Annotated in this window: 24 protein-coding genes (1 of these 24 only partly in view); 22 read left to right on the top strand and 2 right to left on the bottom strand. The window is 47.1% G+C overall.

Going from position 1 to position 23,848, the window contains the following annotated elements; all coding sequences use genetic code 11:
• The first annotated feature begins 120 nt into the window (after positions 1 to 120).
• The 9 genes from tilS to KIK04_RS09980 all read left to right on the top strand — a co-directional run bounded on the left by tilS (position 121) and on the right by KIK04_RS09980 (position 11,353).
• Complete coding sequence (gene tilS, locus KIK04_RS10020) at positions 121 to 1,917, top strand: tRNA lysidine(34) synthetase TilS (protein WP_232278097.1); 1,797 nt, start codon at positions 121 to 123, stop codon at positions 1,915 to 1,917.
• A gap of 95 nt (positions 1,918 to 2,012) precedes the next feature.
• Positions 2,013 to 2,561, top strand: coding sequence for a hypoxanthine phosphoribosyltransferase (hpt, locus tag KIK04_RS10015; protein ID WP_232278096.1), 549 nt, complete (start codon positions 2,013 to 2,015; stop codon positions 2,559 to 2,561).
• Positions 2,562 to 2,651: 90 nt separating this feature from the next.
• Positions 2,652 to 4,799, top strand: a complete 2,148-nt coding sequence (gene ftsH / locus KIK04_RS10010; RefSeq protein ID WP_232278095.1) for an ATP-dependent zinc metalloprotease FtsH — start codon at positions 2,652 to 2,654, stop codon at positions 4,797 to 4,799.
• A 268-nt stretch (positions 4,800 to 5,067) separates the two neighbouring features.
• Positions 5,068 to 6,012: a quinolinate synthase NadA gene (gene nadA / locus KIK04_RS10005; RefSeq protein WP_269671015.1), complete on the top strand. Its 945-nt coding sequence runs from the start codon at positions 5,068 to 5,070 to the stop codon at positions 6,010 to 6,012.
• Positions 6,013 to 6,093: 81 nt separating this feature from the next.
• Positions 6,094 to 7,731 carry an L-aspartate oxidase gene (gene nadB / locus KIK04_RS10000; protein WP_232278094.1) on the top strand — a complete coding sequence of 546 codons (1,638 nt, stop codon included), beginning with the start codon at positions 6,094 to 6,096 and terminating at the stop codon, positions 7,729 to 7,731.
• The gene (nadC, locus tag KIK04_RS09995) at positions 7,724 to 8,587 is read left to right on the top strand and encodes a carboxylating nicotinate-nucleotide diphosphorylase (protein WP_232278093.1); all 864 of its coding nucleotides are present in this window, start codon (positions 7,724 to 7,726) and stop codon (positions 8,585 to 8,587) included. Before nadB ends, nadC begins: the two co-directional genes overlap by 8 nt.
• Before the next feature lie 4 nt (positions 8,588 to 8,591).
• Positions 8,592 to 9,365: a type III pantothenate kinase gene (locus KIK04_RS09990; protein ID WP_232278092.1), complete on the top strand. Its 774-nt coding sequence runs from the start codon at positions 8,592 to 8,594 to the stop codon at positions 9,363 to 9,365.
• Between the two features lie 53 nt (positions 9,366 to 9,418).
• Positions 9,419 to 10,342 (top strand): Hsp33 family molecular chaperone HslO, encoded by a 924-nt coding sequence (hslO, locus tag KIK04_RS09985; protein WP_232278091.1) that lies wholly within the window; start codon positions 9,419 to 9,421, stop codon positions 10,340 to 10,342.
• A gap of 60 nt (positions 10,343 to 10,402) precedes the next feature.
• Positions 10,403 to 11,353 carry a peptidylprolyl isomerase gene (locus tag KIK04_RS09980; RefSeq protein WP_232278090.1) on the top strand — a complete coding sequence of 317 codons (951 nt, stop codon included), beginning with the start codon at positions 10,403 to 10,405 and terminating at the stop codon, positions 11,351 to 11,353.
• A gap of 114 nt (positions 11,354 to 11,467) precedes the next feature.
• On the opposite strand, the gene KIK04_RS09975 is transcribed toward KIK04_RS09980, so the two are convergent.
• Both KIK04_RS09975 and KIK04_RS09970 read right to left on the bottom strand, forming a co-directional pair.
• Positions 11,468 to 12,712, bottom strand: coding sequence for an MFS transporter (locus KIK04_RS09975; protein WP_232278089.1), 1,245 nt, complete (start codon positions 12,710 to 12,712; stop codon positions 11,468 to 11,470).
• A 2-nt stretch (positions 12,713 to 12,714) separates the two neighbouring features.
• The gene (locus KIK04_RS09970) at positions 12,715 to 13,269 is read right to left on the bottom strand and encodes a PadR family transcriptional regulator (RefSeq protein WP_232278088.1); all 555 of its coding nucleotides are present in this window, start codon (positions 13,267 to 13,269) and stop codon (positions 12,715 to 12,717) included.
• Positions 13,270 to 13,516: 247 nt separating this feature from the next.
• Here KIK04_RS09970 and KIK04_RS09965 point away from each other — a divergent pair, with 247 nt between their 5' ends.
• The 13 genes from KIK04_RS09965 to lysS form a co-directional block, all read left to right on the top strand.
• Entirely contained in the window at positions 13,517 to 14,605 is a 1,089-nt protein-coding gene (locus KIK04_RS09965; RefSeq protein ID WP_232278087.1) for an ABC transporter substrate-binding protein, read from the top strand.
• Positions 14,602 to 15,606 (top strand): FecCD family ABC transporter permease, encoded by a 1,005-nt coding sequence (locus KIK04_RS09960; protein ID WP_232278086.1) that lies wholly within the window; start codon positions 14,602 to 14,604, stop codon positions 15,604 to 15,606. Before KIK04_RS09965 ends, KIK04_RS09960 begins: the two co-directional genes overlap by 4 nt.
• Complete coding sequence (locus KIK04_RS09955) at positions 15,599 to 16,456, top strand: ABC transporter ATP-binding protein (RefSeq protein WP_232278085.1); 858 nt, start codon at positions 15,599 to 15,601, stop codon at positions 16,454 to 16,456. The genes KIK04_RS09960 and KIK04_RS09955 overlap by 8 nt, the downstream gene beginning before the upstream one ends.
• 120 nt (positions 16,457 to 16,576) lie before the next feature.
• Positions 16,577 to 17,515, top strand: coding sequence for a cysteine synthase A (gene cysK, locus KIK04_RS09950; protein WP_232278084.1), 939 nt, complete (start codon positions 16,577 to 16,579; stop codon positions 17,513 to 17,515).
• A gap of 329 nt (positions 17,516 to 17,844) precedes the next feature.
• Entirely contained in the window at positions 17,845 to 18,420 is a 576-nt protein-coding gene (gene pabA, locus KIK04_RS09945) for an aminodeoxychorismate/anthranilate synthase component II (RefSeq protein WP_232278083.1), read from the top strand.
• A gap of 1 nt (position 18,421) precedes the next feature.
• On the top strand, positions 18,422 to 19,312 hold the full coding sequence (locus KIK04_RS09940) for an aminotransferase class IV (protein WP_232278082.1): 891 nt from the start codon (positions 18,422 to 18,424) through the stop codon (positions 19,310 to 19,312).
• 69 nt (positions 19,313 to 19,381) lie between these two features.
• Positions 19,382 to 20,236 (top strand): dihydropteroate synthase, encoded by an 855-nt coding sequence (gene folP / locus KIK04_RS09935; RefSeq protein ID WP_232278081.1) that lies wholly within the window; start codon positions 19,382 to 19,384, stop codon positions 20,234 to 20,236.
• A gap of 12 nt (positions 20,237 to 20,248) precedes the next feature.
• Positions 20,249 to 20,659, top strand: a complete 411-nt coding sequence (gene folB / locus KIK04_RS09930; protein ID WP_232278080.1) for a dihydroneopterin aldolase — start codon at positions 20,249 to 20,251, stop codon at positions 20,657 to 20,659.
• 3 nt (positions 20,660 to 20,662) lie between these two features.
• The gene (gene folK, locus KIK04_RS09925) at positions 20,663 to 21,226 is read left to right on the top strand and encodes a 2-amino-4-hydroxy-6-hydroxymethyldihydropteridine diphosphokinase (protein ID WP_232278079.1); all 564 of its coding nucleotides are present in this window, start codon (positions 20,663 to 20,665) and stop codon (positions 21,224 to 21,226) included.
• A complete protein-coding gene (locus tag KIK04_RS09920; protein ID WP_232278078.1) occupies positions 21,193 to 21,393 on the top strand; it encodes a helix-turn-helix domain-containing protein in 201 nt (66 codons plus the stop codon). Before folK ends, KIK04_RS09920 begins: the two co-directional genes overlap by 34 nt.
• A 51-nt stretch (positions 21,394 to 21,444) precedes the next feature.
• Positions 21,445 to 22,443, top strand: coding sequence for a tRNA dihydrouridine synthase DusB (gene dusB, locus KIK04_RS09915; protein ID WP_232278077.1), 999 nt, complete (start codon positions 21,445 to 21,447; stop codon positions 22,441 to 22,443).
• Between the two features lie 373 nt (positions 22,444 to 22,816).
• Positions 22,817 to 23,293 carry a transcription elongation factor GreA gene (gene greA, locus KIK04_RS09910; protein ID WP_232278076.1) on the top strand — a complete coding sequence of 159 codons (477 nt, stop codon included), beginning with the start codon at positions 22,817 to 22,819 and terminating at the stop codon, positions 23,291 to 23,293.
• A gap of 238 nt (positions 23,294 to 23,531) precedes the next feature.
• Positions 23,532 to 23,848 carry the 5' portion of a lysine--tRNA ligase gene (gene lysS, locus KIK04_RS09905; RefSeq protein WP_232278075.1) on the top strand. It continues 1,201 nt past the right edge of the window, so only the first 317 of its 1,518 coding nucleotides appear in the window; the start codon lies at positions 23,532 to 23,534; its stop codon lies beyond the right edge, outside the window.

Below are 23,848 nucleotides of genomic sequence, written 5' to 3'. Positions count from 1 at the left end.
TGCGTATTAGCAGCAACAGTTGCAATAAGATTAGGAAAAGAAAATAATAATTGTGGAACATGACATAGTCTATCGAGTAATATATAAAAATAAATAATATACATATAATGGAGGGTCCGCATGACGGGAACATATTCCCCATCGGAATACCGTTGGCGGAAATTTATTATTCAGTTAGCTGACACAGCTGCGCAGCATAAGCTATGGCTGCCAGGGGAAACCATCGTAGCGGCGGTCTCAGGCGGCCCTGATTCGATGTTGCTTCTGCACGCTTTAGTGAGTATGCAGAAGATGTATAGCGAAGATGTAGGCCCACATACAGGCAGGCACACAAACATAGATACAAGCTTGGATACAGACCTGCTGAATTCAAGCCTCGAGATAGGGAGCAGTAGAGGCAAAGGCAAGGGCAGCAGTAAAGATAGCGGTACAGTCGGCAGCGCAGGAAAAATGAACGAAGCGGGTAATACATGTGGGGCGGGTGAGATGCCACATGCCGCACAGCTACCTTTCCCGCGTATCGTTGTCGCTCATGTGCACCATGGCTTTCGTGGCGAGGAGTCTGATGACGAAGCAGAACTCGTCGCAGAAGAAGCAGTCCGCCTTGGTGTGCCATGTGAAATGATCCGTGTTGATGCGCCTGGCTATGCTCAGGAGCATGGCATGAATGCGCAGGCAGCTGCAAGAACACTGCGCTTTTCCTTTCTAAAGGAAGTGGCGGAGAAGCACAACGCCACCGTCATTGCGCTTGCACATCATGCGAATGATCAAGCAGAGACAATACTCATGCGCATGCTGCGTGGTGCTGGTAGCTCCGGGCTTAGTGGAATTGCGTGGAAGCGAAACGAGGAACATATCGCCTTCGTTCGACCGCTCCTCCACTTAACGAAGGCAGAACTGCTGCGTTGGTGCAAAGAGCGAAGCATTACGTATGCTTCGGACAGTAGCAATATGAAGCGTGACTACTTTCGCAATCGCCTTCGGCTAGACATTATTCCGGTGCTGGAGCAGGAAAATCCCCAGCTTACCACCTCACTATGCCGTATAGCAGAAACGATGCGTGCCGATCATGATTGGATGGAGCATGAAACGCAGAAGCTGTTTCAATCCATAGTTAAAGCGATTAGTAACGATAAAGGTACGGAATCGGTCCATAGCGATCATGGTAACGTTGGCTTTACGTTAGAGCGTAAGGCGCTTCTTGACGTACATGTCGCTTTACAACGCAGGTTGATTAAACTAATATTAAATTATCTCTTACGGGAAGCGGATCAGGTGGACTATGACCTCATCGAAACGCTGCGTAAAGCATCTCTTCGAGAAGCGCCAACAACATGGCGCATGCATGTAGCAGAAGGGATATTGTTTCAGCGTGAATATGACCGCTTGCTGTGGCTTCGTCAAGATGTGCAGCCAAGTACAGGGCAAGACCCAGATGTACGTGGTAGCACAAGCCTTACAATACATAGAACTGACATCCCGGGTGATTTGTCCATTCCTTGGAGTGGTGGTGTCTTGCATATGTCGTGGCTTCTATCGAAGTTCGAATCCGAGTCGGAATTGAAGTCCGAATCAGAATTGGTTTCGGGTTATTCAGTAGCCCCTACGAATAGAGGCAACTGGGCCATAAGCCTAGATGCAGATCACATTCGTTGGCCGCTGACCATTCGGACACGGCAGCCAGGAGACCGTATGCGAGTGAAAGGATTAAATGGCAGCAAAAAAGTGCAAGATATGTTCGTTGATGCCAAAATCGCACCCTCGATGCGAAATGTCGTTCCCATACTAACGGACACAGATGGACATATCGTATGGGTGCCTGGAGTGCGTCGTTCCGAGATCGCACTTGTTCAGCCATCTACTCGTCACATCTTACATATGTATATGGAAGGCGGGGCATTTGCTCCGACGTCGTAACAGCAGGAGATTGACATTACTCGCTCGTCAAACCTACCGCATGGAACGATAATCGTTCACATAAGTATTAGTAATTATTCTAGGAGGGCCCACCATTGCATAACGACATTGAGAAAGTTGTATTTAGCGAAGAGCAAATTCAAGCCAGAGTAAAGGATTTGGGCGAGCAGCTCAGCCGTGACTACGAGGGGAAATTTCCGCTCGTTGTTTGTGTGCTTAAAGGCGCATTTATTTTTATGGCTGATCTCGTGAAACACGTCTCGGTTCACCTCGAAACGGACTTTATGGCGGTTTCAAGCTACGGTGCATCGACGAAATCGTCCGGTGTTGTTCGCATTTTGAAAGACTTGGATGTATCGGTAGAAGGTCGCGATGTTCTAATTGTAGAGGACATTATCGACACTGGACTAACGCTGAGCTATCTCATTGAAGTTCTGCAAGGTCGCAAAGCTAATTCAATTCGTGTCGTAACATTGTTCGACAAGCCAGCGCGCCGTACAGCGAATATGGAGGCGGACTATAAAGGATTTGTTCTTCCAGATGAATTCATCGTTGGTTACGGTTTGGACTATGCTGAAAAGTATCGCAATCTCCCGTATATCGGTGTTTTGAAGCCTGAAATTTACACAGACGCGGAAAAATAGTTAGATGCTATCACGATCTGTATGGTCAAGTTGTGATGGTAAGACGTGCTATGATACAATAATTTCGTGTCGTTGAGAGGAGGTTGGGGGATGAATAGGTTAATTAAGAATTCAGGGTTTTATCTGATTCTTTTTTTGGTCGTAGTCGGCATTGTCCAGTTCCTTGGGAGCGGAAATGAACCTACAGATACACCGAGTTATGACCAGTTCCGAAAGCAGCTTACGGCTAAGAACGTAGAGCATCTGACGATGCAATATGAAGGCCGAGCTTACTTAGTTGTTGGTAAATACAAAACGCTTCCCAAAGATGCAAAGTCAAAGCAGTTTGTAACCTACATCCCAGACAGCACACCGGCAGTAGAAGAAATTATGAATGCGGGTGTGAGTCAGGAGAATTTAAAGATCAACGTGAAGAAGATGGAGGAGCAGAGCCTGTGGCTTACGTTTCTAACGTCAATTATTCCGTTTATCATTATGTTCATCCTGTTCTTCTTCTTCTTTAATCAAGCCCAAGGTGGCGGCGGTAAAGTAATGAACTTCGGCAAGAGCCGAGCTAGACTTTATAATGAAGAGAAGAAGAAAGTTACGTTTGAAGATGTTGCGGGTGCAGATGAAGAGAAGCAAGAGCTTGTTGAGGTCGTTGAGTTCCTTAAAGATCCTCGCAAGTTTGCAGCACTCGGTGCGCGCATTCCGAAGGGCGTTCTCTTGAACGGTCCTCCAGGTACAGGTAAGACGTTGCTTGCACGTGCTGTAGCAGGTGAGGCAGGCGTGCCGTTCTTCAGCATTTCCGGTTCCGACTTCGTAGAGATGTTTGTCGGTGTCGGGGCATCACGTGTACGTGATTTGTTTGAAAATGCGAAAAAGAACGCACCATGTATCATTTTCATCGATGAAATTGATGCAGTAGGTCGTCAACGTGGCGCAGGACTTGGTGGCGGCCATGATGAACGTGAACAAACCTTGAACCAATTGCTCGTCGAAATGGATGGCTTTGGTGCAAATGAAGGCATCATTATTGTTGCAGCGACGAACCGTCCTGATATTTTGGACCCGGCATTGCTGCGTCCTGGTCGTTTTGATCGTCAAATTACGGTTGACCGTCCAGACCTTAAAGGCCGTGAAGCAGTACTGCATGTACATGCTCGCAATAAGCCTTTGAACAAAGATGTCAAATTAAATACGATTGCGAAACGTACAACAGGCTTTACAGGCGCAGACTTGGAGAACTTGTTGAACGAAGCTGCATTGCTTGCAGCTCGCAAAAACCATAAAGACATTAACATGCAAGACGTGGATGAAGCGATTGATCGTGTCATCGTAGGTACGGAGAAGCGCAGCCGCATGATTAGCGACCGTGAGAAGCGTATTGTCGCTTACCACGAAGCAGGTCATACGATTCTCGGCTACTTCTTGGAGCATGCAGACGCAGTTCATAAAGTAACGATCATCCCACGCGGTAAAGCTGGTGGCTATGTCATCATGATGCCGAAGGAAGATCGCATGCTCGTTACGAAGCAAGAATTGCTGGATAAAGTAACAGGCTTGCTCGGCGGCCGTGTTGCCGAGGAAATCTTTATCGGTGAAATCGGCACAGGCGCGTACAGTGACTTCCAGCAAGCGACGCGTATCGTGCGCTCGATGATTATGGAGTACGGTATGAGCGACAAGCTTGGACCGTTGCAGTTCGGTAATCGCCAAGGGGAAGTATTCTTGGGTCGTGACCTTGGTCACGAGCAGAACTACTCTGACGCGATTGCGTACGAAATCGATCAAGAGATGCAGAACATTATTAACGCTTGCTACGATCGTGCTCGTAATATGCTCAACAAGCATATGAAGGAAGTTCATTTGATCGCCAACACACTCTTGGAAAAAGAGACGTTGGAGCTTGAGCAAATTAAACAGCTTATCGAGAACGGTGAGCTGAAAGAGAACGACAAAGAAGAAGCGACGACGCAAACATTGGAGCAAACAGGCGATGTGAAGGTGAATCTGGTTAGCAAGCCAGAATCAGATGAAGCTACTGCCCACGATTCCAAGGATGCAGACTCAGCTAACACTTCTTCTGACGCACAAGTGGAGGGTGATTCTTCGGCTAAGACGGATCATCACGAAGCAAACGCGAGCGAACAGAAGCAAGACGGCGCTGTTGATGCTAAACCGTCTACTTTAGATAAACCGGACGATACTAAATCGAACGGTGACAACGAAGACAACAAAAAGGGCGATCGTACGTAATATTATGATCATGCACCGATTGGTGTCTGCGCTTTAAACACAGGTTTTGAAAGAGCTGTCCAGCTAATGGGCAGCTCTTTTTTTGATAAGTGTGTGGAGGCAGTTCGGGGTAGTTAGATGTGGTCGTCATTTCAATTACAGAACCAATGCCAAAATGATGTGAATATGATGCCGAAATGCGATTAAAACGACCTGTTTTCTCAATTGACACTTTGCAGAGCGTTGTGTACATTTAGTGTTAATGATAACGGTCAAGGGGGAAGACAGCGTGCAGTTAGAAGCACTTGCATTGGCTCGTAAAGAAGAGCAGAGTCGTGAACTTCGCGAGCGATTAATGCAGCTCAAAAAAGAACGGAATGCTATCATTTTGGCCCATTACTATCAAAGAGATGAAATACAAGAGGTAGCGGATTTCCGCGGTGATTCATTCTTGCTTGCTCAGAAAGCAGCAGAGACTGATGCAGAAGTCATCGTGTTCTGCGGCGTACATTTCATGGGTGAGAGCGCTAAAATACTTGCCCCTAATAAAACTGTTCTTATACCTGACGAACGAGCCGGCTGCCCGATGGCAGATATGGTTAGCGTAGAAGGGTTGCGTAAACTCAAAGCACAGCATCCTAACGCTAAAGTTGTAACGTATATTAACTCTTCTGCTGATGTTAAGGCAGAGACTGATATTTGCTGTACATCAGCGAATGCAGTTAAAGTGATAGAGTCGTTGGATGCTGATGAAATTATATGGGTACCAGATAAAAATCTAGGTCACTACGTACAGCAGAAGACTGGAAAACCGTTAATCATTTGGGAAGGGTACTGCAATACGCATGATATGCTAACGGTCAAGGATGTTCATGAGATGAAGGCCAAGTATCCGGATGCACAATTTGTGGTTCACCCAGAATGTCGACCAGAAGTAGTCGCAATCGGTGATTTTGTAGGTAGTACAACCGCCATTTTAGAATATTGTAAAAAGTCAGATTGTAAACAATTTATAGTTGGTACAGAGGACGGAACAGGGTACCAACTGCGTTTAGATAGCCCAGATAAAGAGTTTCACTTCGCAACAAGATTTCTAGTTTGTCCGAACATGAAAGTGAACAACTTGAAAAAACTCGTGAAATGTCTCGAAACGATGCAGCCGCAAATTTATGTGCCGTCGCAAGTTGCTGAGCGTGCACGTCTATCTTTGGAGCGCATGTTACAAGTAAAGTAGCATGCGCTACTCTTCTGTCTGCGTTCTGAATATAAGTTATGCCTAGATATGCTCACAAGCCAAGGTAGGAGCTGAACGGATATGATCGCGCCGTATTTGATCGATTTTTCACTTGATGAACTGCCTCATATTGAAACAGATGTTATCATAGTGGGTGCGGGTATCGCAGGTTTGTTTGCCGCTATTAAAGCGAGCAGCAGGCAGCAGCGAGTTCTCATGATTACGAAGAAGTCGCTTTTTGACAGTAACACCCGTTATGCTCAAGGTGGAATCGCAGCGGTCATCGCAGAGGAAGACTCTCCTGCCTATCACCGAACAGATACGTTAGTGGCTGGTGCCGGTTTATGTTCACCGGAAGCCGTAAACGTGCTCGTTCATGAAGGGCCTGATGGAGTGCGCGAGCTGATGGACATGGGGACGACATTTGATCTCGAAAATGGGGAGCTTGCTCTGACTAAAGAAGGGGCGCACAGTCATCGTCGTATTTTGCATGCCAATGGTGATGCCACAGGCTTTGAAATCGTACGAGCACTAGCTGAAAAGGTAAGCAGTCTGCCCGAAGTAACCGTGTGGGACGATCATTTTGCAATCGATTTAGTATCTGCTCAAGGAGAATGCTACGGTGTTATTGTGCAGCGACCTGATGGTGAGCGGGTATTTGTATCGGGTCAAGCGACTATTTTGTGCACAGGTGGCACGGGTCAGTTGTTTCGATATACAACTAATCCAGAAGTCGCTACAGGTGATGGCATCGCTATGGCTTACCGTGCAGGGGCATACATTCAAGATATGGAATTTGTTCAATTTCATCCGACAGCACTTTGTTATCCTGGCGCTCCGCGGTTTCTTGTGTCCGAAGCCGTGCGTGGTGAAGGTGCTGTCTTGCGTAATATTAAGGGCGAACGTTTTATGGAAAAATATCATCACCAGCTCGAGCTTGCGCCGCGCGACGTTGTCGCGCGGGCTATCGTAAGCGAGATGGAAGCTACGAAATCGACCTTTGTTTATTTGGATATTACCCATGAGTCCGAGGAATTGATTAAACATCGCTTCCCAACCATTTATGATACGTGCATGCTCTATGGGTTAGATATGACGACAGACTGGATTCCAGTCGCCCCGGCCGCCCACTACATGATGGGCGGAATCAAGACAGACTTGAACGGCGAGACCAACATTCGTCGCCTATTCGCCTGTGGTGAAGTATCGTCTACAGGCGTCCACGGTGCCAATCGACTTGCCAGCAACTCTTTGTCCGAAGCAATTGTATTCGGTCGCCGTATCGTAGATCGTATTTCACAGCTTTCACCACAACCGAAAATATGTACCCTGCTTAGCTTTGATCCGAAGCTAAGTTACGATGGCAAGCGTCACGACTGTCCAACACAGCCTGTCGTAGAAAGACGTTTGAAGCTGCAGAAGGTGATGGTACGGCAGGTTGGATTGCGCCGTACAGCAGAGGGCTTAATGAAAAGTTTGGACGAGCTGATGCGTCAGGTGTCATTTTTCCAGGCAAAGTTGACGAAGCGCGAAGAGTTTGAATTCGCTAACTTACTAACTTGCGCGATGCTCGTAACCGAATCGGCTTATTGGCGGGAAGAAAGTAGAGGAGCACACTATCGTGAGGATTTCCCTGAACGCGATGACGAGTATTGGCGTAAGCATACGCTCGTCCATCGAGAGCGGGGAATAACGGAGGAGAGAATCAACGATGTTTAGCGTGGAACGATTAGCTTTGCGAACTCAACTGCAAGCTTGGCTGCATGAAGATTTAGGCACTGGTGATGTCACGACAGCGTTCACGATTCCGGAGGGACATCAATCCAAAGGCATTATTCATGCCAAAGAAGACGGTATCATTGCTGGTATTCCAGTCGCAGAAATGGTCTTTGACGTTGTGGACGCTTCACTAGTATTCAATAGCTTCGTACAAGACGGTGACGTGGTCACTAAAGGTACCGTTATCGCTGAAGTAGAAGGCAGCACGCATAGCATTCTTACCGGAGAGCGACTTGCATTGAACTTGCTGCAACGTATGTCTGGTATCGCGACAAAGACACAGGCCTATGTGAATGCACTCGACGGCTTGGACGTCAAGTTGGTTGACACACGCAAGACGACACCTGGGCACCGTGCCTTAGAAAAATATGCAGTGCGGGTTGGTGGCGGAGCCAACCATCGCTTTGGACTCTATGATAGTGTTATGATTAAAGATAATCATATTAAAGGCGCAGGCGGCATTACCGAAGCTGTTGCTCGTGCCCGCAAGCATATTCCGTACACGATGAACATCGAGGTGGAGGCGGAGACACTGGAACAGGTTCAAGAAGCATTGTCCGCAGGAGCCAACATCATTATGTTGGACAACATGAGTAATGATAAAATGAAGGAAGCAGTCACTGTAATTCGGGCTGCATCACCTCATGTACGTATAGAAGCATCGGGCGGAGTGACGCTTGATACGATTCGTGAAAAGGCGCTTGCGGGTGTGGACATCATTTCTGTTGGTGCCTTGACCTATTCGTTCGCTGCGCTAGATATTAGTCTGGATTTGAACGCCAAGAAAGAGGGTTAAATACGTGATACTCGTTGTTGATGTAGGAAATACGAATATCGTACTCGGAGTATACCAGAACGAGACGCTGCTTCATCACTGGCGGCTATCGACTAATCGTCAAGCAACATCTGACGAATACGGAGTTATGATTCATAATTTATTTGCTATGGCACGTTTGTCTGTAAGTGACATCCAAGGTGTTATTTTGTCCTCTGTCGTGCCGCCGATTATGCGGACGATGGAGCTTCTGTGCGAGGTCTATTTGCACAAGACACCAATCATCGTTGGACCTGGCGTGAAGACAGGCTTAAACATTCGTTATGAAAATCCGCGTGAAGTAGGCGCTGACCGAATCGTTAACGCGGTAGCAGCTGTGGACTTATATGGTGGCCAGCAACCACTCGTCGTTGTTGATTTTGGTACAGCAACAACGTTTGATGTGATTGATATTAAGGGAGACTATATGGGGGGAGCTATCATGCCGGGTATCGGCATTTCGACAGAGGCCCTGTATCAGCGTGCATCCAAGCTGCCGCGGATCGAACTGACGAAACCGAAATCCGTGATTGGACGCAACACGGTTCACTCCATGCAAGCGGGCATTATTTTTGGATATGCGGGTCAGGTTGATGGCATCATTGACCGGATTGCAGATGAACTGGGCGCCAAGCCGAAAGTAATTGCAACAGGTGGTTTGGCTGAACTTATTGCTAGCGAATCGCGGACCATCGAGCATATTGATTCTCTACTTACGCTGGAAGGTTTGCGCTTAATATATAATCGCAATCAAGTGTAACTATTTTTTGAATGGGTACGTCATTAATGAAGTAAGGCAACAGGAGGTTTCCAATGGAAGCGAATATACAACTAGATCACAACACAGAGCATGAGCAAGAACAAGAGGATATATTAGTACGCGGTACCGCATTGAATGGTAAAGTACGCATCTTTGCAGTGCGCACAACGAAACTGGTGCAAGAATTGCAGCGTCGTCATCAGACTTTGCCAACGGCAACAGCAGCACTTGGCCGTACGGTAACAGCAGCAGCGATGATGGGAGCAATGCTTAAAGGCAAAGAAAAGCTCACGATTCAAGTTAAAGGCGATGGACCGATTGGTAAAATCGTAGTTGACGCTAACGCACAAGGCGAAGTTCGTGGATACGTTACAAATCCGGATGTGCATTTGCCAAGCAATGAAGCAGGCAAGATCGACGTAGCAGGTGCGGTCGGAACGAGTGGTTTTATCCACGTCATTAAAGATCTCGGAATGAAAGAGCCTTATAGCGGTAGCTCCGAGATTATTTCGGGTGAGCTTGGGGAAGACTTTACGTATTATTTTGCTTCTTCCGAACAGACGCCGTCTTCCGTTGGATTGAGCATTCTCGTGGATACGGATGGCTCGGTAATGAATGCAGGCGGGTTCATTTTGCAACTTCTGCCTGGCTTGACTGACGATGAGATTACGCAGCTGGACGGTGCACTTCGCAGCTTGCCGCCACTGTCTGCGTTGTTTAGCCAAGGCACAGAACCGGACGAGTTATTGTCTTGGATCGCGAAAGACGTTCAAATTATGGAGACGATGAACATTTCGTTCCGTTGCCAGTGTTCCCGTGAACGCGTCGAGAAGACGTTAATCAGCTTAGGTGTAGAAGAGTTGCAAGGAATTATAACTGAAGAGAAGAAAGCGGAAGTCGTCTGCCACTTCTGCAACGAAGCTTATCATTTTGATCAAGATCAATTGCAGGAATTGGTAGAACAAATAAAGAAGTAAATATACAAGTCAATATACAAGTCAGTTTCACTAAATAATGGGGTAAGGGAAGCAAGCAATATGACGAAAGAAGTCAAAAGCTTATGGGGCTGCATCATCGTTTTATTTACTTGCGTAATTGTACTTGCAAGTATTCTCATTTCTCGGCTCGATGTACCCTCAGCGAAGCCGGATGCACGTCCTCATCCCGATACCTCAACGGTTGTTGCAACCTTGGGGGATGAGAAAGTTACAAAGGCTGAATGGGATGCCGAACTGGAGCGTCAATACGGTTATTTAGTGCTGGAAGAGATGTTAACATCTCGGGCAGCAGTTAAAGAAGCAGCGACGCTTGGTATCGACATCACACCAGACGAAGTAGAGCTGGAACTAAAGCGACGCATGGCAGGATATGAGAGTGAGCAAGCATACTTTGAGGCGATGAAGCAGCAGCTGGGCATGACGCCCACTCAAATTCGGACAGATCTGTCCGACAAATTGTTATTAGAGAAAATTGCTACCTTTGATGTAGCCGTTACAGAAGATGAAATTGATCGCCATTTACGAGATCATGCGGACATTTATGTTCCTGTGAATCAGTTGGAATTGTCACATATCGTTGTGTCTACACAGCGTGAGGCTAGGGGCGTATTAGAGCGGATTAGTAAAGGCGAATTGTTCCAGTCGTTAGCAGAGCAAGTTTCTAACGATGCATTTTCTGCCTTGCAGGGTGGTAAATTGGGTTGGATCGACGAGGATGACCCATTTGTTAGTGCAGCCGAACTAGAAGCAGCCAAACAGTTGGACATTGGCGGAGTATCTGAACCTATCCGCGTAGATGATGGATATGCAATCGTTCAGTTGACGGGGAAAAAGGAAGCAGAACCTTTAGAGAGCGCTATCGTTCGTCAACAAGTGAGACGGGATATCGCTTTATCTAAAGCGCGTCCACTTCCTGAAGTGGAAGATGCGCTCCGAGAAAAACATAAGGCGGCTATTTATTTGTCATCAGATTCGAACAACGGGATATAATTACGTTTTAATGTGGCAAGATAATGTGTCAAGCTAGTGTAGTAAGGTAACGTGGAAGGGATAACCGCAAGAGCAAGTCATCAGCTTGCCCTTGCGATTGTCCCTTTTTTGTATTTATTTTGCCGTATATGAACTCTTTTTAGATTTAAGGATCAGTAGTAGAGCGTAAAAAGCAGATAGGAAACCTAGTACAATTAATGCCCACAAAAAAGTGTACTGTTCAGTTAACCAGCCGCTTGCGGTCGGTCCAATAAACATTCCGGCGGAATACGCAATATTATAGACGGCAAATGTAAGTCCATAAGCATGTGATCCGTGATCGTCCGCCAAACTGGCGAGCGCAGGCAAAGTGGGTGTAAGAATTAAGCTAAAGCTAATACCGAGCAGTGCTAACAGTAAGCAGACGACAGCTAGCGCATTGGTGATCGTGAGGCAGGGTAATACGACTGCTGCAATAAGCATCCCGATTATGCTCGTTCTTGTACCCCCAATTCGAAGTGACAATCCGCCTATAATAGGTGTGCATACACCGTACGCGATAGTAGGAATAGCGAACAACATGCCGATAGTTGCAGCTGTTGATGAAAATTGCTGATGTAAATAGAGCGGCAGGGTGGGCTCTAATGAAGCAGATATCCCTGCTCCAATCACAATCGTTCCTGTAAGCAGTAGCATTTGTGGCTTGCGCAATAAAGATCCCATTTTAGGCTTGGTCGAGGCATCGAATGGAACAGAGGCCCCATCGGCTAAAGATGCCGTAGATAATGAAGGTTCGCGTTCGCGTAGCAAAAATATGCGCAGCCCACCATCGATAAACGCCAATAAGGCGGCGACAATAAACGGTAGTGTATATCCTCCCCACTCATACAGCCAGCCGCCGATAGTAGGCCCGAGCAGCATACCTGCGGCCTGACCGGAAAGGGCAATACCCATAGCCCGCCCTCTTTGCTCCGCAGGATATAGATCAGCGAGCAGAGCAAGCCCCGCTGTCCACGTTGCTGCCGCGGCGATTCCTTGCAAGACGCGTGCAACGATAAGCCATTCAAATTGCTCGCTAAATCCGAACAACAGCGTGGCTGCACCTAGGCCGAATAAACCTACAATCATCGGTATCCTTCGCCCAACGCGGTCAGACCACACGCCCATAATCGGCGTCGCCAGCAATAGCGCCGCGGCATAGCTTCCGAACAAGAGGCCGATCGCACTTTGCGATGCTCCGAGCATAGACGAGTAGTGTGGAAGTATCGGTACAATTAGTCCGTAAATCAGCATATCCGTAAACACGGCGATCCCAACGACCCAGAGAGCAGCTGTCCGCATTCGCCGCAAGCGCATATCCACTTTTTCCTGTTCGCTCATCGTTATTTCTCCTTATTGGATTTAGTAGATAAGAAGTCTCTTACCTGTTGGATCATTTGCAACTGCAACTCATATTGCGCATAAATGTTTTCAAAAATAAGCAAGACATGCTGCGGGATGACCATATGCTCGGCTTTCGCTTCTTGCCCATTTTTCATTTTTTGCCGCATCTTCACAATGACTTGCTCCTGCTCATCCAACGCACGTTCTAAAGCAATCATCGATACATCATCGGCTGCATGAAAAGTCAAAGCGGTATAGAGCTCAGTAGGTAACTCAACCGAACATTTTGCAACGGAAGCGAGCAGCAGCTTTTGAAACTCCTCCTTACCTGCCTCCGTTATGCGATAAATCGCCTTAGAACGATTCCCTGTTTTCTCGACATGTTCCAGTTCGACATATCCTTCCTCATTCAGCTTACGTAAAGCATGATAAATAGAAGCAGGAAATACGCCTGCCCACGTATCGGTTTCCCCCGATTGCATCATGGATTGCATCTCATAGCCTGACATCGGTCCTTGTTGGAGCAACAGTCCGAGCACCATCAATCTAGTCACCTAACCACCTCAACAAATAGAAAATGTTTTATACTAAACGTTTAGTATTTACTGCTGCCATTATTTTATTTTCTGAAAAATAGTTCTGTCAATACAACCCTTAGCAAAAAATATACAAGTCTACTACAATTTAATTGACATTGATAATCATTATCAATATAATTCGTGTATGCGTATCGTTGATAACTATTATCATTTACTTAAATGCTATTTACTTTACCTTGAACAGAAAGAGGGATTATAACTCATGTCCAATCTACATACAAAAGAAGCTCCCACCCGAAAGAAGCTTCTATCTGCTCACTTAAAGCGTTCCATCTTCATGTTGGCTGCCGTCATCTCATTATCATGGTTGGTCGGTTGTTCTACCGGAACAGCCGGAACATCTTCCTCGAACGACACATCTCAAGGACAGGCTGCAACAACTACTACACAGAATCAACCACAAGCACAAACGAAACCAGCGTCAAACACGTCAGCAGCTAAGGGCAAATTGCAAATTACCGACATGGCTGGCCGCATAGTTGAGTTTGAAAAAGTGCCTGAACGGATCGTGGTGCTTACAAAGGGTGATCTCGATGTACTTTACGCACTTGGTGGCCAAGCAGTAGGCCGTCCATCATTCCGTGGAAAAGTATCTCCCGAAGCAGCTAAAGATGCGATCGAAGTTGTGTCGGGGCATCAGGCCAGCATTGAAAAAATTGCACTTGCTAAGCCGGATGTTGTAATTGCGAGCAAAGATGTACATGAAGGACAAGTCGCGGCTATTGAAGCGATTCAAACGAAAGTTATTTTGACGCAAGCGAACTCGGTGCAAGATATTTTGAAATCCATTGCCCTTATTGGAGAACTTACGAATCGTAAAGATGAAGCAGTCAAAGTTACAGCTCAAATTCAAAGCGTCATCGATACGGCTAAAGGAACAGCGCAAGCCAAAGCTCCAAAAGCATTGCTTGTGTACGGAGCGCCAGGCAGTTTTGCCGCGGCTTTGCCGACCTCTTTGCCTGGTAACTTGCTTGAACTAGCTGGTGGGACAAATGTAGCATCTGACTATCCGCAGCTAAAACAGTACACCCAATACGCTGAACTAAGCGTTGAGAACGTAGTTGCCTCCAATCCAGACATTATTTTCTTATTAACACATGGCAATCCAGAAGAAGTGAAAAAATCGTTTACGAAGGAAATGGAGCAGAATGCAGCGTGGAAAAATCTCGCGGCTGTGCGTGCTGGGAAAATTGTTGTGTTGCCAGCGACCTTATTCGGTACGAATCCGGGAACCAAAGTGGGAGAAGCTTTAACGACATTGCAGCAAGCATTAAAGGTTAAGCAACAATGAAACAAGCTTGGGCTAAGCGACGCGCGGCAGTCTTCACTGTGTTAACAGTGGGGCTGACCGCAATTTTCTTTGTATCCCTGATGGTGGGTGCTGTTCGACTTCCACTACAAGAAGTTTACGCTGCACTTTTCGGACCCGAACAAGCCTCTCATTTGGCTACACAAATTGTATGGAACATTCGCTTGCCACGCATTTTGCTCGGACTATGTATCGGTTGCGCCCTCGGTATTGCGGGCGCATTGCTACAGGGCGTAATGCGCAATCCGCTCGCAGACCCGGGATTGATTGGTGTAAGTTCTGGAGCAGGCTTTGCCGCAGTGCTTATTACACTGGCTTTTCCTGAATGGATGCACCTTGTACCACTAGGTGCTTTTATTGGGGCAATGATATCCATGCTCGTTATATACGTACTAGCTTGGAGAGAAGGGGCTTCTGTCCTACGCATTATTTTGGCTGGGGTTGCTGTGAATGCCGTATTAGGTGCAGCTACCTCTGCCGTTATGACGTTATACAGTGAACGTGTGCAATCGGCATTGCCATGGCTAATGGGCGGACTTGCATCCCGTAGTTGGGTGCATGTCGAAATGATTATGCCGTATTTTGTGGTGGGGCTCGTGCTATCGTTTTGGGCGGGGCATAAAGCCAATTTGCTCATGCTTGGCGATGACACGGCAAAGCTACTAGGGCAAAATGCTGAAGCCAGCCGCTTATTCGTCATTGCTGTCAGCGCGTTGTTGGCAGCAGCTGCTGTTAGCGCCGCGGGCCTTATCGGCTTTGTCGGCCTCGTTGTGCCGCATATCGTGCGCATGATTATGGGGAGCAACCTCAAATATTTGCTCCCTGCCTCAGCGTTAGGCGGGGCATTGCTCACCGTGGCTGCTGATACGGTCGCGCGCACAGCATTTGAACCGACAGAAATGCCTGTCGGCATATTGCTCGCGCTGCTAGGCGGGCCATTCTTCCTTTATCTATTACGGAAAGGAGAGACGATACGTGGGTAAATCAGATAAGCTTCCTTATCCCGAAGGAAGCGTTGCCTTGTTAGAAGCCGAAAATATTGAATATGCTCGTGAGTCGGGCGCGGGTGGCTTCCGATTAGACCGTATTCGATTGTCCGTTGAGCGTGGCGAGGCCATTAGCATCATTGGGCCAAACGGTTCGGGCAAGTCTACCTTGTTAAGGGTGCTGGCCCGTTTGCTTCAACCTAATGGCGGTGCTGTCTACTTAAGCGGTAAGCCGTTAAGCCAACTGCCCAGCAACCATATCGCAGAGCAGTTGGCGATGGTACAGCAAGCACCACCAATGGATGTGCAGCTGACCGTTGAGGAACTCGTCCACTTTGGGCGGCGGCCGTATCGACGTTTTGCGATGCGTCAAGCTGAGCAAGACGCGGACATTGTGCGCTGGGCGATGGAAGCGATGCGCGTCGAGCGAATGGCGCAACGCCAACTGCATACGCTATCTGGCGGGGAACGGCAGCGCGCATGGCTAGCAATGGCGCTTGCTCAACAACCACGTCTGCTGCTGTTAGACGAGCCAACGACATATTTGGACATCGCTCATCAACTAGAGCTGATGGAGCATGTGCGGATGCTGCACCGTAAGCACGGTATCGCAATCATCATGGTGCTGCACGATATTAATCAAGCAGCCCAATATACCGATCGGCTCGTCGTCATGAAGGCAGGGCGTGTCGTGGCCGACGGTCCACCTAGACAGTTGTTCAGTCCTGAACTATTTCGCGACGTTTTTCAAATCGAAGCGATCGTTCATGAACAAGGAGGATACCCTTGTATTACACCGCTTCGTTGTGTGCGTGCTGATGAAAGCCCTGTGGAACAACGCCCATAATCCACATTTTTCAAATTCAGTTGTTGACATTCCGTTCTGCGATTGCTAAGATCGAATAAAACCTAGTTACTTAGTCGGAAATAATACACAAACAGGTATAATTATGGGAGGGGCTTCGCAATGGCAAGAATCGTGAACAATGTAACCGAATTGATTGGGGATACGCCGCTTGTACGTCTTAACCGCATCGTACCAGAGGGTAGTGCAGAGATTTATGTGAAGCTGGAGTATCAGAACCCAGGTTCAAGCGTAAAAGACCGTATTGCAATTAGCATGGTCGAAGTAGCAGAGCAAGAAGGTGTGTTGAAACCTGGAGATACTATTGTCGAGCCAACGAGCGGCAATACAGGAATCGGTCTCGCTCTCGTTGCAGCGGCTAAAGGATACAAAGCGATTCTTGTGATGCCAGAGACAATGAGCGTTGAGCGTCGCAACTTGCTGCGCGCTTACGGAGCTGAGTTGGTCTTAACTCCGGGTGCTGAAGGCATGAACGGTGCTGTACGCAAAGCGGAGGAGTTGGCGGCTGAGAACCCTAACTACTTTATGCCACAACAATTTAAAAATGCAGCAAACCCTAAGGTCCACATTGAAACGACAGGTCCAGAAATCGTCGAAGCGATTCAATCCCTCGATGGCAAGCTGGATGCGTTTGTAGCAGGTATCGGTACAGGCGGTACGATTTCTGGTGCTGGTGAAGTGTTGAAGAGCAACTTCCCAGGCCTGCGCGTTGTAGCCGTTGAGCCAGCCGCTTCGCCTATCCTGTCCGGCGGCCAGCCAGGACCGCACAAGATTCAAGGTATTGGTGCTAACTTCGTACCTGAAATTTTGAACCGTGAAATTTATGATCAAATTATTCCGGTTGAAAATGAGGTTGCTTTCGAGGTTGCACGCGCAGTGGCGAAGGTAGAAGGTTTGCTCGTTGGTATTTCTTCCGGCGCAGCTATCCACGCTGCCCTGCAAGTCGCGAAAGAGCTTGGCGCAGGCAAGCGCGTCGTCGCTATCGTGCCGAGCAATGGCGAACGTTACTTGAGTACGCCGCTGTTCAATTTCGACAACTAATTGAAACGCTACGTGTAGCGTATAATAGAACGTATTGCAATATCCTCGCAACGAAAGAGTGCCGACGAACTGTATCGTCTGCCTCGCGCAGCGAGGATTTTTGTTATATCCGACAAACAGCGACAAAGCTCTCTCTTTTCATTGTTCCCGCCTTTGATTATACTAGCTGTAACCAATCAGATCCTTGAACGGGAACGCCGTTTAGTTTGTAACGCAATCCATATCTTTTTCAATTTTTTTTATAGCATTATTCGTAGCTTTATTATTAATGAACCTATACATTTAATATAATACGATGGCGTGAATGCGCACAGGAGAGGTGACCCCCAATGATACTCGTCATTGATAACTATGACTCGTTTACGTATAACTTGGTGCAATACTTAGGAGAGCTTGGCGAAGAAGTAAAAGTATTTCGCAATGACGAAATTGATATTGCAGGCATCGAGCAATTGCAGCCCGATCACCTGCTGCTCTCACCAGGGCCATGTACACCTAATGAGGCAGGTATATCGCTAGAAGTTATTAATCATTTTAAAGGCATCATCCCGATCTTCGGTGTATGCCTTGGCCATCAATCGATTGGACAAGCGTTTGGCGGCAATGTCGTCCGTGCTGAACGACTCATGCATGGCAAGACGTCTCCCATTCAACATCAAGGTACGTCCGTATTTGCAGGCTTGCCAAGTCCATTTATAGCAACTCGCTACCATTCCCTAATCGTGGATCGCGAGACGTTGCCGGACTGCTTGGAGATTACAGCAGAAACGGCCGAAGGTGAAATTATGGGCCTGCGTCATAAGCAATATCCTATAGAAGGTGTCCAATTCCACCCTGAATCGATTATTACTGATCACGGGCATCAAATATTGCGCAACTTTTTGCAAACAAAGGTAGGCAAATAACATGAACGTTGTCGGGTGGAACGGGGTGCTGCAGCCAGCAAAGGAGGCCGTGATTCCCGTAATGGATCACGGCTTTTTGTACGGAATGACCTTGTTTGAAACGATGCGGACATACAATGGACGACCGTTTCTTTTGAGAAGACATTTGGAACGATTGTCTTCGGCTTGTGAATCGCTCGGAATTAGTTATGAGCTTCAATTAGAGACAACGCGCAAGCATATCCAAGATGTTATGGCTGCGAATGGACTTGCCGAAGCTTATGTTCGTTATACAATAAGCGCAGGGGAGAATGAATTCGGTCTGCCTGTCGGCGACTATTCAAGACCGATGACGATCGTTTTTGCGAAACCGCTCCCTGTCGTGCTCGATCAACTCTACGATACAGGCAAGCCGCTACAGCTACTCCGCACCCGTCGCAACAGCCCAGAATCAACGATACGTTTCAAATCGGGTCACTATATGAACAATATTATCGCGAAGCGTGAACTTGCTTCACTTCCCTCTGCTCTACAGGGAGCAGAAGGTCTAATGCTTAATGAACATGGCTTCCTCACGGAAGGGATTGTGAGCAACGTGTTGTTCATCAAGCGAGGAGAGTTGTATACACCAAGTGTAGACACGGGCATTTTGCCAGGTATTACTCGCGGACTCGTCTTAGAACTTGCATGGCGCTTAGGTATAAAGACGCATGAGGGCATGTATACATGGGCAGACCTATTAGAAGCTGATGAAGTGTTTATGACGACATCTGTTCAAGAGTTAGTGCCTATAACGAAGCTTATTGATACAGAGCAGGTGATCACGGAAATAGGTAGCGGTCAGATTGGGCCGATTACATCGAGCTTATTAACCGCATATCGTAGTGCCGCTTTGCGAGACGAAGATGAATAAGAAGCAAGCTCAGTCACATGTTGACGATAAGGCAGTCCGTGGTGAGTGAGCTAAAGAGGAGTTAGTCATATGGTACTGCAACCATCATTTTTAAATAGAACATATAACTATAGAGGCACTACGCTTGAACTAGGACAACAAACTTTGATTATGGGTATTTTAAACGTTACACCTGATTCATTCTCGGATGGAGGGCGTCATAATCGTTTAGAAGAAGCAGTTGCTCATGCACAAATCATGATTGAGCATGGCGCACATATTATTGACGTTGGCGGCGAATCCACACGTCCAGGTCACGCCCCGGTCGATGTCGAGGAAGAGTTGCGGCGCGTTATTCCGGTTATCGAGGCACTTCATGCACAATTTCCGCATATCCCGATATCCATAGATACGTATAAGGCAGAAGTTGCGAGACAAGCTCTAGAAGCCGGAGCGTATATTTTAAATGATGTGTGGGGATGTAAAAAGGACGAACAAATGGCACACGTAGCCGCTGCCTATGGATGCCCGATTATACTGATGCATAATCGACAGGAATGGAATTACTCGAATTATATCGAAGATGTGAAGCAGGATTTACTAGAAAGTGTGGCTATTGCCCATGCTGCTGGTGTAAGTGACGAGAACATTTGGTTAGATCCCGGAATTGGCTTTGCGAAAAATTATGATGATAACCTTGTACTGATGCACCATTTGGATGAATTGGTTGAGCTCGGTTACCCTGTATTGCTTGCCACTTCACGCAAGCGGTTCATCCGTGAAACGTTACAGCTTCCAGTAGATGACCTTGTCGCAGGGACCGCTGCAACAGTAGCCTTAGGTATTGCACAAGGCTGCCAAATCGTACGCGTGCACGATGTGCAGGAAATTGCTCGCCTCGCACGGATGTGCGATTCCATTTTGTATAAATCACTAAATAAATAAGGGGTGGAAGAGATGGCGAAGACGAAGGTAGTGCGACCGGACCGTATGCAGTTGCATCGAATGGAGTTTTTCGGACGGCATGGCGTATTTGCAGAAGAGAGAGCTTTGGGACAACGCTGGTACGTCGATCTCGATTTGCAGGTGGATACTCGGGAAGCGGGATTGACCGATGACCTAACCAAATCCGTTAATTATGCTGAGTTGTTCTACAGTGTGAAGTCGGTTATGGAAGGGGAGTCTGTTCAACTGCTTGAAACGTTGGCAGAGCGAGTAGCCGAACATTTGCTTGATACGTATTCGCTTATTCATGAAGCGACAGTTAGCGTCACTAAACCACATCCGCCATTCGACATTCACTATGCAGGTGTAACGATTCAAATTACGCGTGCACGTGAAGATTCACCCGATGAAAGCGGGGCGTAATCGATGACACAGCAATGGGGAAGTGGCCAAAGGTTGACGAGTGGTACCGTAGAGGCGTATATTGCATTAGGTGCTAACATTGGAGAACGTGAACAGACCCTTTATGCAGCGTTGAGTAAACTGAGCGAACATCAGGAGATACTCATTGAGCAAAGTTCCCCACTGTATGAAACGGATCCTGTCGGTTACGAGGAGCAGCCTGCCTTTTTAAATATGGCAGTCCGTGTACGTACCTCACTAGATCCTGAAGCTTTGCTTCGCTATATGTTAGATGTAGAGCTGCAACTTGGTCGTGTTCGCGAAGTTCGTTGGGGACCACGCAGCATAGATTTAGATTTGTTATGGGTGGAAGGTTGTACGATGGATACAACGATGTTAACTTTACCGCATCCTCGAATCGCTGAGCGGCTCTTTGTATTAGTGCCGCTTGCCGACGTGATTTCAGTTGAAGCGCAAGCATTAGACGCATTCGTGCAGCAAGCGCTGGGAACACTGGAAGGAAAGGAAGGGATTCGGCTGTGGAGTCCTTGCAAATGGCCAGACGGATCCGCGCTTTCCGCAAACTAAAGGGATTGACACAACAGCAATTGGCAGATCTTTTACAGCTGTCCGTTGCAGTGCTTGGCGAGATGGAGCGGGGAAATAGGAATGTCGATACAAAGACAGTTCTAAAGTTATCTCAAGTATTGAATGTTTCTGAAGAAGAGCTGACCTTTCGGCAAATTCGACCATAACCATACAATAACCATATATGAAGTGCAACAAGAGAAAGGAGTGTGAGCGAATTGCTGAAAATCGCTAACATTGAAATGAAAAACCAAGTCGTGCTTGCCCCGATGGCAGGCGTGTGTAATCCTGCTTTCCGTCTTATTGCGAAGGAGTTCGGTGCCGGACTCGTTTGCGCAGAAATGGTCAGTGACAAGGCACTAGTACACGGCAACGAGCGTACACGCGAAATGCTGTACGTAGATGATCGAGAAAAGCCACTAAGCTTGCAAATTTTTGGTGGGGATCGTCAATCGCTTGTAGAAGCAGCCAAAATCGTCGACAAGGACTCCAATGCGGACATTATTGATATTAATATGGGCTGCCCTGTTCCTAAAGTGACAAAGTGTGACGCTGGAGCACGTTGGTTGTTGAACCCAGAAAAAATATATGAGATGGTTTCCGCCGTTGTTGATGCCGTAGAGAAGCCTGTTACAGTCAAAATGCGTATTGGCTGGGATGACGAACATATTTTTGTCGTTGAAAATGCGCTTGCTGTTCAGCGCGCTGGTGGACAAGCGGTCAGCGTTCACGGTCGCACGCGCGAGCAACTCTACAGTGGAACAGCGGATTGGAGCTACATCCGTCAAGTAAAAGAAGCTGTGAACATCCCTGTTATCGGGAATGGCGACGTATTTTCTCCAGAAGATGCGCGACGCATGCTAGATGAAACGGGTTGCGATGGCGTTATGATTGGTCGCGGGGCGTTGGGCAATCCTTGGATGCTCTACCGGACAATTGAGTATTTATCGACAGGACAATTGCTGCCAGATCCAGACGCAGCTGAAAAAGTGCGTATTGCCATTGTGCATATGGATCGTCTGTGTGCTTTAAAAGGTGAGCATGTGGCAGTTAAAGAAATGCGTAAGCATTTAGCATGGTACTTGAAAGGTCTGCCTGGTGCAGCTCGCGTGAAAGATGCCATTATGGAAGAAACACGTCGTGATGAAGTGGTGCGAATGATGGAGCATTATGTCGACCAAGTTAATCAAGGCGAATTCGATCGTCATAAATCGTAAAGAAACAGCTAATTTCATATGAAAAATGAGTGCTGATTACAATTGGTGGAAAAACGATAAAAGAGCGTATACGCAAGGTTTAGCGTAAATGCGGTTCTGCACAACGCTGTGAAGCGTTTTCACCCATGTGTGTGATCTAATTGACTTTTGCAAATCCATCCCATATAATTCAGCATTAGATAATTCGCCTCGGACCTTGGTGTGTATTTCCCTTTGGATGTGAAGCACTCAACAAGCGTTCTAAGGAGTCATTATATGGAGTGGGCGCCATATGATGGAGTAAGGCATTCGCAACCGCTATCTGGATTACATGCTTGTAGATCTTAAAGCGCTAGTTTGCGAAAATAATGATCATGACAGGAGAATCGGTAAGATGAGCGATAAACAAGTCATTCTGACCCAAGACGGGCTGAAAAAGTTGGAGGAAGAGCTTGATCATCTCAAATCCGTAAAGCGCCGCGAAGTGGCAGAGCGAATTAAAGTCGCCATTGGATACGGGGATATTAGCGAGAACTCCGAGTACGAAGATGCAAAGAACGAGCAAGCGTTTATTGAAGGTCGTGTTCTTACACTTGAAAAAATGCTTCGTAATGCACGCATCATCAACAACGACGATATCGATACAGATGCAGTGAGCATTGGTTCGACGGTAGTTGTTGAGGACTTGGAATTCGGCGATAAAATGGAATATACAATTGTGGGCACAGCAGAGTCGGATCCGTTGAAAAACAAAATTTCGAACGAAAGCCCTGTAGGTAAGGCTATCTTAGGTAAGCAAATCGGCACGGTTGTGGACGTAAGTGTTCCAGCTGGTGTTATTCAATACAAAATTATAGACATTAAACGTTAATCTAAGCGTCATTAAGCTGGATATCAGGCACGGGTCAAAAAAAGCTTCCGTAGGGAAGCTTTTTTTCCGTATATGGCCTATAATAATAAGCGAACGCTAACGATATCTTCTGGATACTGACTAGATTAGCAAGTTCATCAGCGTAATTCGATCTATATTAACATGCTTTCTGCACCGTATATGAAATATGACGGTGCATTACGATATGCTGCATTAATGATGTGAAGGAGTGGAACTCATGACGGATGTAGTCAATCAAGACGAATCACAAGAAATTGAGTTGAGCGAACTATTACAAATTCGCCGTAACAAGCTGGACGAGCTTCGTAAGCTCGGCATTGACCCGTTCGGTGCTAAATACGAGCGCACGCATACAGCAAAAGCTATTTTGGACAAATATAATGAACTCACTAAAGAAGATCTTGAGCAGCAAGCTATAGAAGTTAGTATCGCTGGTCGCATTATGGCGAAGCGCGGCATGGGTAAAGCAAGCTTTGCACATCTTCAAGACCTCACAGGTCGCATTCAAATTTATACGCGTCAGGACACAGTGCC

Source organism: Paenibacillus sp. 481 (assembly GCF_021223605.1).
Lineage (GTDB): Bacteria > Bacillota > Bacilli > Paenibacillales > Paenibacillaceae > Paenibacillus_B.
The sequence above is the reverse complement of the archived record's forward strand: the minus strand, read 5'-3'. Positions and strand labels throughout refer to the sequence as shown.

Bases quoted from the DNA above. Each gene is read 5' to 3' on its own strand.
- tilS (WP_232278097.1), top strand. From the start codon at position 121: ATGACGGGAACATATTCCCCATCGGAATACCGTTGGCGGAAATTTATT.
- ftsH (WP_232278095.1), top strand. From the start codon at position 2,652: ATGAATAGGTTAATTAAGAATTCAGGGTTTTATCTGATTCTTTTTTTG.
- nadB (WP_232278094.1), top strand. From the start codon at position 6,094: ATGATCGCGCCGTATTTGATCGATTTTTCACTTGATGAACTGCCTCAT.
- nadC (WP_232278093.1), top strand. From the start codon at position 7,724: ATGTTTAGCGTGGAACGATTAGCTTTGCGAACTCAACTGCAAGCTTGG.
- hslO (WP_232278091.1), top strand. From the start codon at position 9,419: ATGGAAGCGAATATACAACTAGATCACAACACAGAGCATGAGCAAGAA.
- KIK04_RS09980 (WP_232278090.1), top strand. From the start codon at position 10,403: ATGACGAAAGAAGTCAAAAGCTTATGGGGCTGCATCATCGTTTTATTT.
- KIK04_RS09975 (WP_232278089.1), bottom strand. From the start codon at position 12,712: ATGAGCGAACAGGAAAAAGTGGATATGCGCTTGCGGCGAATGCGGACA.
- KIK04_RS09965 (WP_232278087.1), top strand. From the start codon at position 13,517: ATGTCCAATCTACATACAAAAGAAGCTCCCACCCGAAAGAAGCTTCTA.
- KIK04_RS09960 (WP_232278086.1), top strand. From the start codon at position 14,602: ATGAAACAAGCTTGGGCTAAGCGACGCGCGGCAGTCTTCACTGTGTTA.
- cysK (WP_232278084.1), top strand. From the start codon at position 16,577: ATGGCAAGAATCGTGAACAATGTAACCGAATTGATTGGGGATACGCCG.
- pabA (WP_232278083.1), top strand. From the start codon at position 17,845: ATGATACTCGTCATTGATAACTATGACTCGTTTACGTATAACTTGGTG.
- KIK04_RS09940 (WP_232278082.1), top strand. From the start codon at position 18,422: ATGAACGTTGTCGGGTGGAACGGGGTGCTGCAGCCAGCAAAGGAGGCC.
- folP (WP_232278081.1), top strand. From the start codon at position 19,382: ATGGTACTGCAACCATCATTTTTAAATAGAACATATAACTATAGAGGC.
- folB (WP_232278080.1), top strand. From the start codon at position 20,249: ATGGCGAAGACGAAGGTAGTGCGACCGGACCGTATGCAGTTGCATCGA.
- folK (WP_232278079.1), top strand. From the start codon at position 20,663: ATGACACAGCAATGGGGAAGTGGCCAAAGGTTGACGAGTGGTACCGTA.
- KIK04_RS09920 (WP_232278078.1), top strand. From the start codon at position 21,193: ATGGCCAGACGGATCCGCGCTTTCCGCAAACTAAAGGGATTGACACAA.
- greA (WP_232278076.1), top strand. From the start codon at position 22,817: ATGAGCGATAAACAAGTCATTCTGACCCAAGACGGGCTGAAAAAGTTG.